The organism is Bacteroides sp. AM44-19, assembly GCF_003603395.1.
GTDB lineage: Bacteria > Bacteroidota > Bacteroidia > Bacteroidales > Bacteroidaceae > Bacteroides > Bacteroides uniformis.
Genome location: NZ_QTNB01000004.1, coordinates 215,256 through 228,882, shown reverse-complemented (window position 1 = coordinate 228,882; position 13,627 = coordinate 215,256). Strand labels below are relative to the sequence as shown.

Genomic DNA, 13,627 nt, shown 5'->3' with positions numbered 1-13,627 from the left:
AGCATGGAATGCTTGCTAAATATAACAATCCAATCAAATGCCCCTGAGAGACACCTCAGGGGCATTTGATTGGATTTATAATTGCATAGATTGAAGCAATATTTGCATTAATTTTAGCTTTATGCGGATATATTTGCATCCGAAAACCAACAATTTATAATACTATGACCCCTATGCCTATGACGTAACAAATCCTAATCAATGTTCTATGATTGGCAGAAGTGACTAATCACTTTCTGCAGTGTATTTAAAAGCGGACGTTAGTTTCCGCATAGTTTTAAAATCTAATTCTATAAAAAATGATCAAGAAAATCTTATTCTTATTCTTTGTTGTGTTTGCAGCTACCGCTTATTCACAAGATGTGACCATAACGGGAACGGTGACGGATGCAAATAGTGAGCCTTTGGTGGGCGTGAATGTATTGGTGAAGGGTACTACCACGGGTGCCATTACCGATATTGACGGTAATTTCTCAGTGAGTGGAAAGAAAGGAAGTACACTCGTTTTTTCTTATATCGGTATGCTTACGCAGGAAGTTGTCTATAAGGGAACTGCCTTGCGTGTGGTGATGAAAGATGATTCGAAAGCACTGGAAGAGGTGGTTGTCATCGGTTATCAGACTGTGAAGAAGTCCGACTTGACTGGAGCGGTTGCCGTTGTTGATACCAAGGAAATGAAGAAAAGCGCTGCAGGAACACTGGCGAGCCAGATGCAGGGTTTGGCAACCGGTGTCAATGTTCGCAGCAGTGGGCGTGCAGGCGAGGATGCCGATATTCAGATTCGTGGTGTAGGCTCGTTGAGCAACAACTCTCCGTTGTGGGTCATCGATGGAATGATTACCAATCCGGGCGTTGACTTCAATCCGGCCGATGCGGAATCTATTCAAATTTTGAAGGATGCTTCTGCTGCTGCCATCTACGGTTCTCGTGCGGCAAACGGTGTGATTATCGTCACCACCAAGAAAGGTGCCAAAGGTCCCATGAAGGTGAATGTAAGCGTGAAGGAAACGCTGGAATGGAGTCCCAAGTACGACCTGATGAATGCCAAAGAGTACATCAAGTACAACGACATCGCTTATAATGAAGCCATCAAAAATGGCGTCGCTACCGTGAACTCTACCCAAAAGCATTCCGAGTTTGACACCAATTGGCAGGACGAGGTATTGAAGACTGCTTTGGTACAAGATTATAATGTGTCCCTTTCCGGTGGTGGAGATTCCGGTAACTATTTCGTATCGGCAGGTTACTATAATAATGACGGTGTCTCTTATGGCAATACATTCGACCGCTACAGTTTCCGTGTCAATACACAAGGCAAGAAAGGGTGGTTCTCTTTTGGTGAAAACTTGGCTTATTCGCTTACAAACACAGACCCGAACCAGACAAATACTTACAATGACTTTTTGCGCATGATGCCTACCATTCCCATCTACGATGAAAACAATCCGGGTGGATATGGCTATGGTGATGCTGCCAAGTACAATACTTTCGGAGTGAACCCGATTGCCCGCGAAGATTTGGAATACCGCCATTTCCGCCAGAATCGTTTGAATGGTTCTTTATGGTTGGAATTCAAACCGTTCGATTTCCTCTCTTATAAATTCAACGGGGGTATTGACCTTTACTTCTACGAGAACTCATGGTTCCGTGGCGAAGGTAATTGGACTCAGAACCAGGAGCACCGCGACCCGGAAGGGCAGAAGGCTCGTGACAATACCTACAACATGTTGATTGAACACACCTTGAACTTTAATAAGGATTTTGGCAAGCATCATGTGGATGCCGTGGTGGGTACAACTTACCAGCACCACGAATGGGAAGGTCTATGGGCTTCTCGTCTCAACTTCCCGATGCTGGGCAACGGTGACTATCTGACCGTATTGAATGCCGGGCAGAGCAACCAGCAGAACTCGAACAGCATTAGTGAGAATGCGATGATTTCTTACCTGGGACGTGCGAACTACATCTATGATGATAAATATTATCTGACTGCTACCTTCCGTCGTGACGGTACTTCCCGTCTGGCCAAGGAAAACCGTTGGGGCAACTTCCCTTCTATTTCTGGCGCCTGGAGAATTTCAAAGGAGAACTTCTTCGATGTGCCTTGGATTAATGATTTGAAGATTAGAGGTAACTGGGGGCGTCTCGGCAACTCTTCCATCGGTGATTGGGATTATATCGGAACCATCAACCAAAGTATTGTAACCGTGTTTGGTGGTGCCATCAATTCAGGTGCCGCTCAGGTGAAACTGGTAAATGCAGGTCTTCTATGGGAGACAAAGGAAACAGTGAATGTAGGCTTTGATGCAGCTTTCCTTGACCAGCGATTGACGTTTAGTGCCGAATATTACAATTCCAAGACAAATGATGTGCTTGCTGAAACTCCGATTGCCATCTCTACCGGTAATCAAGGTGGCTCTCCGTGGAAGAATGCAGCCAGCCTTCGCAACAAGGGTTTTGAGTTCACACTGGGTTGGAAAGACCAAGTATCCGATTTTAAGTATAGCGCTTTGCTGAATGTCACTACTATCGACAATGAAGTGTTAAGTTTGGGGCGTGACGGTAGCCGTAGAGATTATATTGATTCGGGGCAGGCAAGAACGAGACCAGGTCATTCGTTGGCAGAATTCTACTTGAGACAAACTGACGGTCTTTTCAGAACACAGCAGGAAATAGATGAGTATGTGACGAAAGGAACGCATGTACCCGAAGGAACTGAGAATAAAGTGGAGGCAGGTACTCCTATTTTGATTAACGGAAAGCGTCCTCAATTGGGTGATGTGAAATACCTTGACTTGAATGATGACGGACAGATTACGGACAAAGACCGTGATTATTGCGGTAGTCCTTGGGCTAAGATGCAAATGTCATTGGTGTTCAATGCGGAATGGAAGGATTTTGATTTCAGCATGATGTGGAACGGCCAGTTTGGCAACAAGGTGTTCAATGTAGCACGTTGGCAAGGTCGCCTGTTCTCGGACAACTCCAACTATATTCGCTTCAAGAGTGGCGAGGAGCCTTATCAAATAAATCCTAATTCCAATACTCCGCGTATCATTTATGGTGATGACCGCAACTCTGTTCAATCAGACCGTTTCTTGGAAAATGGCTCTTACTTCCGTATGAAGAACATTTCAGTCGGTTATAATTTCCGTCAGAAATGGTTGGCTAATCTGGGTATTGAGAAACTTCGCTTGTATGCTACCGGAAGCAATTTGATTACCCTTACCGGCTATTCCGGTCTGGACCCTGACTTTAAGGGAGTGAACTCTGTGTGGAACAGCGGTACGGACAGCTTTGCCTATCCTAATATGCGTTCTGTGATGTTCGGACTGGATTTGACCTTTTAACTTATAACTAATAATCAGAAATTATGAACAAGATATATAAAATGATGCTTGTCGGTGCCATGGGGTTGCTTTCAGGATGTAGTGCCGACTTGCTGGATATAGACAATCCCAACGAAGTGACTAACACTACTTATTGGAACAAGCCGGAGGACGCTACAGCCGGGGTGAATGCTTGCTATAGTTTTCTCTATAAGGAAGGTACTTGGATGCGTTGGCTCTCTTTCCGCTACGACTTGACATCGGACGAGGGCTGGAGTTCTTCTCCTTGGATTGAATTGGGTGACTGGACACGTTTCCTTTACAACAACTACAACTTTTATGAAGGGAATACAGTTCACTGGGAACATTTTTATGTAGGCATCTTCCGTTGCAACCAAGTGTTGGCCAATGTGCCCAACATAGAGATGGATGAAACCACGAAGAACCGCGTATTGGCGCAGGCATCTTTCTTGCGTGCCTTGTGGTATTTCCAAGTAAATCTGTTGTGGGATAAGGGTACCATGCCGTTGGAACCTACTGATGCCAACTATATTCCGAAAGATGCTTCTGAACAGGAAATCTGGGACCAAGTAGAGAAAGACTTGAAATTTGCCATGCAATATCTGCCCGAATCTTGGGATGCTGCCAACTTGGGCCGTGCTACCAAAGGTGCAGCCAAGGCATTGCTGGGCAAGGCTTATATGCAGCAACACAAATATGACTTGGCCAAAGCAGAGCTTCAATGGCTGATTGACAAGGAAGGTTCTTTATATGGCCTTATTGAAAACCGTGAAGACAACTTTACCGATTTGGACGAGAACAACAAGGAAGGTATCTTTGAAATTCAGTTCGATGACCAGAACAAGGGTGGTACGGGTAATGATGCCAGCATGGCATTCGGTTTCCAGCGTACTCAGTTCTATGCCCCGAGTGGTATAGGTTGGGGAGACGGTAAGGCACGCCGCTGGCTGGTGGATGAGTTCTTGAAAGAGAAGCGCGTGGATGGAAAGAATGACCTGCGCTTGTACAACAGCATCCTTTACCGTGGATTTTCGCAGGACTTCCCTGACCAATCGAAGAAATATTATAGGTTTGAGAACGCCGACTGGAACGATGGTTGGGGAACGGATCCCGAGGATTGCTACATCCGTAAATACAACACATCCTACTTTCGTGATGCTGAAGATTACTTTGCACGTAACAACTACCGCATCATGCGTTATGCTGACATCCTAATGAACTATGCAGAGTGTCTTGTTGAAACGGGTGCCAATCCTGCCGATGCTGCTGTTTATGTGGACAAGGTAAGAGAACGCGCCGGTCTGGCCAAGTTGAAAGACAGCCAATGGAAAGATTGCTTGAGCTCTAAAGATGCCTTTATCAAGCGTCTGCAGATGGAACGTACTTTGGAACTCTGCTTTGAAGGTTGGCGTTGGGCCGACTTGAAGCGTTGGGGATTACTTGATACCGAAGCGGGTATAGAGGAACTGGAAAAACGCGATAGAGACTTCAAAAACTTCGTTGTGGGTAAGCATAGACGGTTGCCTATTCCTAGAGATGAAGTGGATGTAAGTACTGTAAATGGCGAGATTCATCTCAACCAGAATCCAGGCTATTGATAACCAAAGAAGGCTATGCCTGGAAGCCTGTTCTCATTCAGGATGCTTCCGGCATAGCCTTTTCTTTCTTAAATCTTATACTATATGCTTGTCTGTAAAAAACTACTATTACCATTCGTTTTTGCTTGCTGCGGCAGCTTGTTTGCGCAGAGCATCCAGAATCCGGTACTTCCGGGAGTGGCGGATGCCGGTGTAATGAAATATAATGGCAAATATTATATTGGCGGGGTCCGTACAAACGGGGATTTCTATGTATCCGATGACCTGGTTCATTGGGGGAAACCTATCCATGTCGTATCCATGAACAATGACTGGACCAGAGGCAGCGGAGCCGGAGATGACCAGATTCATGCCAATGACATGTTCTATCTGAATGGAGATTTTCATTTGTACTGGTCAGTCAATTATTGGGGGAAGGACAAGCATGCCGTTCACATTGTACATGCGCAGAGCAAAGATGTCTTGGGCGCTTATACAGAACCGGACAAGAAGACATGGATGGATAACCGTATCGACCCCAAAATATTCAGAGATGATGATGGACAACTATACATGTATATGGTACGTTTTACTGATGGAAATACCATATGGGGACGTAAAATGAAGAACCCGGCAGAGTTTGCCGGCGAACCGGTGTGCCAGTTCGCCTCATTGCCGGATACATGGGAAACGATGGATAACAGAGTAGCGGAGGGACCGTGGGTCATGAAGTATAGAGGCCGCTACTATATGATGTATAATGCCAACCACACCTCTACAGAGTGGGGCAATTATCAGTTGGGAGTTGCTGAGGCAGACTCTCCTTTAGGTTTTCAAAATGGTAATAAATATAGCTATCCGGTTGTAGGCTGCAATCAGACGCAACTGGAGGAGAAGCAAGTGGATTTATTGCGGTATGGCCGCACATATGAGCCGTTGTTTGCTTATACGGAGAGCAAGCCGGAGGGCGACTGGACAAAAGTGACCTACGATGACTCCGGCTGGGCGAGGGGGGAGACCGGCTTTTCGTCCCGTGAAGTGAAAGGTTCCACCACCCGGCATCTGGGTACCTTGTGGAATACGCCCTCCTTATGGTTGCGAAAGACTTTCTCTGCCGGTAGCGAAACCGGCAATCTGGCATTGCGTGTCGCTCACGACGGAGATACCCGAATTTATCTGAACGGAACACTTGTCTACGAGAAGCAGGGGCGTAATTATTGTATCGTGAACCTGGACAAGAAGCTGCGTGCTGCTTTGAAGGAAGGCACGAATCTGCTTGCCGTAGAAACAAACAAGGGACGTTCGCAATTCTTCGACGTTTCTCTGTTCGATATGAAAGACGGCATTGCCGACGATATTCTGATGACTCCCGGCCAGCCCAATATTCTGAGGGGCCCCAACGGATTTGAATGGTGGCTGATTTATATGGCAAACAAGAACAACGAGCATCGGGGACAATATATCAACCGTGTCCAGTTCTTCGACAAGACGTTGTTTGTGGATGGTATCACCGGTCCCCGCACGGCAGGTTATCATCCCGAACCTTCGATGCCTACCTTTGCGGGTAAAGGCGAGACAGCTTCGTTCGGTGTGTTGCAACAAGTACAGCCGTCCGTGGCTTACTTGTTCGAGACGGGAGTCAAGACCGAGGGTGGAGCCGGCGTCATTGCCTGGTGGAAGGATGCGGATAACTGTGCCTATGTAGGTTTGGATGCCGAGAACCGGAGTTGGTACCTGCGTACACTTGTCGGCGGTAAAGAAAATAAGGAATCCTATGCCCTGCCGGAAGATTTCCGTTGGGGTGTGTACCATCATCTGCGCATTGAGCGTAATGGTGGCTGTCTGAAGATTTGGCTGGATGAGATTCCTGCACCGGGAAAACATGTCTTTGCAGAGGCTCTTCCGGCAGAAGAAGCGGGTGTTCCCGGAGTATTTGATGAGACAAAGTCTGCCTTGTTCGAAGGGGCCACCTATACCATCGGTTTCGATGATGCGCATTTCCTGCTTTCGGGGAATGAGGAGTTGTTGAAAGGCGATTTCTTGAACGATTATGAATTCAGCTTCCAGTTGTCCGGCTTGTCCGAACAAGATATGGCGGGCAGTTATCCGGTTTATGTGGATAAGGATAACTATGTGAAGGCTCAGTTTAATGGTGCTACCCGTATGCTCGAGGTGACAGCTGTGAAGAAAGGAAAAACAGCTTGGAAGAAGGAGTTTTCACTGGGATGCCTGCAAACGCTCTATCCGGATGTGAAGTATACCGACTTCATTGAGAAAGGTTATCGTTTTGCTGCACCTACATGGTTGGATACACTCTATCTGAATCGTCACGAAGCAGGTAATAAATCCGAATTTGCAGATGATATGTTCGGTAAATTCGATATAGAATACCTGAATGGTGGCGAATGGCATCAGATAGCAAGTAAAGATAGGGGGGTAGCTGAACACCCTGCTTATAATTATTGTACTTTTACTCCGGTGAAGGCAGAAGGCATCCGCTTCATCAACAAGGAGGCGGAGGATTTGGAACGCCATATCTATAAGATAGGTATACATGAATTGTGGAAGGAATCCTATAATTTCCGTGCCGTGCGTCGTGCAGACAAGCTGTATCTGTTTGTCGACGGCAGGGAGCTGGGAGCTTTGGATATACGCTACCCTGCATCCCGCATCGGATTCTGTTCGGAGGGCGGCTCTCCGGTTTATAGTGGTACGTTGTATTATCATGTAGGGCAGAGGCGCGATTAGACGCAATCGTGGGATGTGCCGTTCCGTATATATGTAATGAAAAATGTATATAGAAGCCGGTGTTTGTATTTCCTTGTGAATCAGTGTGATGGACTGGGGTGATTCAGTATACGACTGAATGTATTTCAGTATACGATTGAATAGGATTCAGTATACGATTGAATAGGGTTCAATATACGGGTGTAACGGAACATCTTCTTGAAAGTAAATATTTATCATCATAACAATTGTTTAAGAAAGAATCATGAAAAAGAATTTTATATGTATGTATCTGTTTCTGTTGGCCACGCTGGCTTCCTGCCAGTCCTGCTCTTCAGACTATAAGGATGTGGACGATATTGTTGTCGAAGGAGTTGAAACGCCGGTGCTTTTGGGCGACCCGTTCATCATGTTGCACGATGGCACTTACTATGCCTATGGCACCCATGCGGATGAAGGCATCGAAGTCTATACCTCCGATGATTTGAAGACTTGGAAGTATAAGGGCATGGCGCTCCAGAAGAAGGATGTCTGGGCCGACCGCTGGTTCTGGGCACCGGAGGTCTACGAAGTGAACGGGAAGTTCTATATGTATTACTCGGCAGACGAGCATATCTGTGTGGCAACAGCAGACTCACCTGCAGGACCATTTACCCAAAGTAAGAAGGAACCGATGATTGCCGATGAGAAATGCATTGACAACTCTCTGTTTATTGATGATGACGGCACGCCTTATCTCTTCTTTGACCGTTTCAACGACGGGCTCAACATCTGGGTGGCCGAATTGGAGAAAGACCTCATGACTATCAAGAAGGAGACCATGCACCCTTGTATCCACGTCTCTCAGGCATGGGAGGAGGTATGGCCCCGTGTGAATGAAGGCCCGTTTGTCATTAAGCGTAATGGGCTCTACTATATGACCTATTCTGCCAATAGCTATGAAAGTCCTTTCTACGGCATAGGTTGCGCCACAGCTACCGATTTGATGGGTACTTGGACCAAATACGAGGAGAATCCTTTGCTGCAGAAACCCGGAGAACTGGTTGGAGTGGGGCACAGTGCCACCTTCACAGACAAGGCAGGCAAGCTTCGTATTGTTTTCCATGCCCATAAGGACAAGAGTAGTATCCACCCACGTGCCATGTACATCAGTGACGTTTCTTTCGAGAAAGTGGACGGTGTGGACCGCATGAGAATCAGCAAGGACTATATGACGCCCAAAATAGTAAAATAAGAGATGGATATGAAAAAGAATTATATATTGCTACTGTTGCTTTGTCTTTGCTTTGCAGGATGCAAGGAGAAGACGGTTGTAGAATCAGACTATCTGCCGATTGCCGACCCTTACGTAATGCTTTACGAAGGCAAGTATTATGCTTACGGCACTGGAGGTACGGTAGAAGGAGAAGGCTTTGCCTGCTTCTCTTCCGATGACTTGAAAAACTGGACGCGTGAAGGCCAGGCGTTGTCGGCCGCAGATTCCTACGGTACGTGGGGATTCTGGGCGCCGGAGGTCTACTACATCGAATCGAAAAAGAAGTTTTATCTGTTCTACTCCACCGAGGAGCATATCTGTGTGGCAACGGCAGATGTTCCCCAAGGCCCGTTCCGTCAGGAAGTGAAGCAGCCGATATGGGATGAGAAGAGTATCGATACCTCTCTATTCATTGATGATGACGGTACGCCTTACCTTTATTTCGTGCGTTTTACAGATGGCAACGTCATCTGGGTGGCAGAGATGAACGATGACCTAACCGGCATCAAGCAGGAGACGCTGACAGAGTGCATTAAGGTGGGAGAGCCTTGGGAACTTTCGCAGGACAAGCCTGCTAAGGTGGCCGAAGGTCCTTCAATTTTGAAGAAAGAGGGTGTCTACTACCTGGTTTATTCAGCCAATCACTTTGAAAGCAAGAACTACGGAGTGGGTTACGCGACTTCGAACAGCCCGATGGGACCGTGGAAGAAATACGAGGGAAATCCGATTCTGCAACATGCCGACGGCTTGATGGGTACCGGTCATGGAGCACCCTTCTGCTGTAAGGACGGTAGCTGGAAATACATTTTCCATGCACATTGGGATTCCACGAAAGTACAGCCGCGCACTTCGTATATCAAGGATTTTGCCATTTCCGACCAGGGAACGGTTTCTATCGGTGGCTCTCTTATCCGTCCGCAGGTATTGGGCAGTACATCACCCGAAAAGTAAAATGAAAGAATGAAAAGAATACATTGTATGAAGAAGTTTCTTGTATTATCAGTGTTATGCAGTCTGATAGCCTGTTCCTCGTCATCGGCTACAAAAGAGGATAAACCGGAAGAACAACAGCCGAAGAATGTCTATCGCAATCCGGTGATAGATTATAGTTTGCCAGACCCTTCTGTCATTGAGGGGGATGATGGTTACTATTATTTGTATGCCACCGAGGACATACGCAATCTGCCGATTCACCGTTCCAAGAACCTGGTGGATTGGGAGTATGTAGGTACTGCCTTTACGGACCGTACGCGGCCTGATTTTGAGCCGAACGGCGGTTTGTGGGCGCCGGACATCAACAAGATAGGTGATAAATACGTGCTCTATTATTCTATGTCTGTTTGGGGAGGCGAGTTAACTTGCGGCATCGGTTGTGCTACTGCCGATAAGCCTGAGGGACCTTTTACGGACCACGGAAAGATGTTCCGCAGCAATGAAATCAATGTACAGAACTCCATCGACCCTTTCTATATAGAGGATGGAGGGAAGAAATATCTTTTCTGGGGCAGTTTTCGAGGAATCTATGCGATTGAACTGTCTGATGACGGACTCTCTCTGAAGGACGGCGCCACACCGCAGCAAGTGGCAGGAACCGCTTACGAAGGTACCTATATTCACAAGAAGGACGGGCATTACTACTTCTTCGCTTCCATAGGAAGTTGTTGTGAGGGATTGAAGAGTACTTACACTACTGTTGTAGGCCGTTCAGATAATCTTTTCGGCCCCTATGTCGACAAGAATGGCGGTAGCATGATGGATAACAAGCACGAAGTGCTGATTCAGAAAAGCAATTCCTTTGTGGGTACCGGTCATAATTCGGAGATTGTGACGGACAATGCCGGCAATGACTGGTTCTTCTATCATGCGGTGAGCACAAAGAAGCCTGAAGGCCGTGTATTGATGTTGGATAAGATTAGCTGGGAAGACGGATGGCCGACGGTAGAAGGCTCCGTTGCATCCACGGAAGCGGAGAAACCGAAATTCTGACAAGTATGAAGAAATCTATTTTAATCTCCTTGTTGGCCCTATTGATGATGGGCTGTCAAGTATCGGGTGGCAGTTCCTTGAAAGTGGAGGAAACCACTGTTGAAATGCGGAAGAATCCCGAAGGAGTAGCTGTATCGGCTCCCCGTTTCTCATGGCAACTGGTAACCGACAAGCAGGATGTGATGCAGACTGCTTATCAGATTGAAGTGGCGGACTCGGAAAAGGGCTTGCAGGCCGGCTCCGGGCTGGTATGGAACAGCGGTCGTGTGGAGTCTGGCCAATCGGTGCTAGTGAAGTACGCAGGGGCGTCTTTGGAGTCGGGACAGAAATATTGGTGGCGTGTCACTGTATGGACAAATACCGGTGACAAGGCGCAAAGTAGTATCCAATATTGGTCAATGGCTTTGCTGGACAGTTCGGACTGGAAAGCCGGCTGGATTGGACTGAACGACAGTACAAACTTGAAACTGGACGGTGAGCGGACCATCCTTCCGGCACGTTATCTGCGGAAGGAGTTTGATTTGCCGTCACAGCCGAAGCGTGCAGTCCTTTATGTTTCGGGAGTAGGCTCTTCCGTATGCTATATGAATGGCGAGAGGATTGGAAACGATGTATTCGGTCCTTTGCCTACCTGGTACGATGCTTCTGTATCTTATCTGACCTATGATGTCACCCCCTTGTTGAAGTCCGGTACCAATACGATAGGCGTGGCTCTGGGCAACGGCCGGTATCTTTCCATGCGTGCCAATGGGATGGTAGGTTTTGGTTTACCCCGTCTCATGGCGCAGTTGAATATAGAGTACGACAATGGTGAGACGGTGTCGGTAGCCAGCGATGACTCCTGGAAAGTGACGAACTGCGGTCCTATAACCGCAAACAACGAGTTTGACGGTGAGTGGTATGATGCCCGCTTGGAATTGGGCAAATGGGCGGAAAGCGGCTATGATGATTCCGGATGGAAACCGGCCGAACGGATGGAGGCTCCCAAAGGAAAACTTGTGGCACAGCTCTCTCCGAGTCTGAAGGTGATGGAGGAAATAAAGCCAATATCCGTTAAATCGGTAGGTGATGGAAGATATATCGTGGATATGGGGCAGAATATGGTAGGAATACAGCAGGTGAAACTGCGTGGCAAGAAGGACAAGCCCATTACCATGCGTTTTGCCGAAGTGCTGAAGGACAATGGTACGGAACTGTATCTTGACAACCTGCGCAGTGCCCTTGTCACGGATATTTATACTCCTGCCGCTGACGGTGAGTTTGTTTGGGAACCGTTGTTTGTTTACCATGGTTTCCGTTTTATGGAAATATCCGGTTTGGACTATGAACCGGCAGCGGATGATTTCATCGGTAAGGTGGTGTATGATGAAATGGCAACGAACGGTACGTTCGAGACTTCCGAGGAGTTGATTAACAGAATTCACAAGAATGCCTATTGGGGAATCCGTGGAAACTATCGCGGTATGCCTACCGACTGCCCCCAGCGTGATGAACGTCTTGGATGGCTGGGCGACCGCACTACCGGTGCCTATGGTGAAAGTTTCATTTTCGGCAATGCCTTGATGTATAAGAAGTGGCTGGTGGATATAGAAGAGTCCATGAATGAAAATGGAAGTATCTCTGTGGTATCTCCCCGTTACTGGACCATCTTCCATGATGACGTGACTTGGCCGGCTGCCTATTTTTACGTAGCCGACATGCTTTACCGCCAGTTTGGCGATGATAGCTCCATCAAAGAGCGCTATCCGTCCATGAAGCGCTGGGTAAACCACATGACGGAGACCAAAATGAAGGACTATATTCTGGTGAAGGATGAATACGGGGATTGGTGCATGCCTCCCGAGTCGCCGGAGCTGATTCATTCGGAGGACCCTGCCCGTAAGACGAACGGTGAAGTGTTGAGTACAACGGTGTTTTACAGTATTCTGCAACTGATGGAGAAGTTCGCGCAAATGAACGGACTTCCGGCAGATGCTGAAGAGTATGCAGCACTTGCCATTAAGGTCAAGGACGCTTATAACAAGAAATTCTTCAATACTGAGACTGCACAGTATGACAACAATACGGTGACGGCAAACCTGCTTTCCCTCAGACTGGGTCTGGTTCCCGACGGATATGAAGATAAAGTATTTGCCAATGTCGTGGAGAAGACGGAAAAAGACTGTAAGGGACATGTCAGTGCCGGTGTGCTTGGCATCCAGCATCTGATGCGCGGACTTACCGAGTACGGCGGACTGGAACTTGCCTATAAGATAGTGACCAATGACACTTATCCCTCATGGGGTTACATGATTAAGAAGGGTGCAACCACCATTTGGGAATTATGGAATGGTGACACGGCAAATCCGGCGATGAATTCAAGAAACCATGTGATGCTTTTGGGAGATCTGCTGATATGGTTCTATGAGGATCTTGCCGGCATAAAGAATACTCCCGCTTCCGTCGGGTTCAAGCAGATTCTGATGGAACCGGTATTCCCGGAAAAACTGAATTATGTGAATGCTTCGCATGTATCGCCTTATGGCAGAATAGGAAGTTCCTGGAAACGTGATGGCAATAAGCTGGAGTGGAACGTTGAGATTCCTGCCAATACAACCGCTACGGTCAAGCTGCCGCTTGACTTCCATGTACAGGTAGATGCCGGTCAGGCGGGAATTCATTCCGTGGAGGAGGCTGACGGTAAGCTGGTAGTCGAATTGGGCTCCGGCAAGTATGTATTCATGTCTGAATGA

7 protein-coding genes are annotated in these 13,627 nt (G+C 47.3%); all 7 read left to right on the top strand.

The features are described 5' to 3' along the window. The first annotated feature begins 299 nt into the window (after positions 1-299). The 7 genes from DW947_RS08980 (at position 300) to DW947_RS08950 (ending at position 13,627) form a co-directional block, all read left to right on the top strand. Positions 300-3,350 (top strand): SusC/RagA family TonB-linked outer membrane protein, encoded by a 3,051-nt coding sequence (locus DW947_RS08980; RefSeq protein WP_117866488.1) that lies wholly within the window; start codon positions 300-302, stop codon positions 3,348-3,350. A 23-nt stretch (positions 3,351-3,373) separates the two neighbouring features. Beyond that, positions 3,374-4,948 (top strand): RagB/SusD family nutrient uptake outer membrane protein, encoded by a 1,575-nt coding sequence (locus DW947_RS08975; protein ID WP_117866487.1) that lies wholly within the window; start codon positions 3,374-3,376, stop codon positions 4,946-4,948. Positions 4,949-5,032: 84 nt separating this feature from the next. Further along, positions 5,033-7,675 (top strand): family 43 glycosylhydrolase, encoded by a 2,643-nt coding sequence (locus DW947_RS08970; RefSeq protein ID WP_117963407.1) that lies wholly within the window; start codon positions 5,033-5,035, stop codon positions 7,673-7,675. A gap of 244 nt (positions 7,676-7,919) precedes the next feature. Then, on the top strand, positions 7,920-8,888 hold the full coding sequence (locus tag DW947_RS08965; RefSeq protein WP_057256598.1) for a glycoside hydrolase family 43 protein: 969 nt from the start codon (positions 7,920-7,922) through the stop codon (positions 8,886-8,888). A 3-nt stretch (positions 8,889-8,891) separates the two neighbouring features. Further along, entirely contained in the window at positions 8,892-9,860 is a 969-nt protein-coding gene (locus DW947_RS08960; protein ID WP_057259006.1) for a glycoside hydrolase family 43 protein, read from the top strand. A 27-nt stretch (positions 9,861-9,887) separates the two neighbouring features. Then, on the top strand, positions 9,888-10,895 hold the full coding sequence (locus DW947_RS08955) for a family 43 glycosylhydrolase (protein ID WP_005826142.1): 1,008 nt from the start codon (positions 9,888-9,890) through the stop codon (positions 10,893-10,895). 5 nt (positions 10,896-10,900) lie between these two features. After that, positions 10,901-13,627, top strand: coding sequence for a glycoside hydrolase family 78 protein (locus DW947_RS08950; RefSeq protein ID WP_117963405.1), 2,727 nt, complete (start codon positions 10,901-10,903; stop codon positions 13,625-13,627).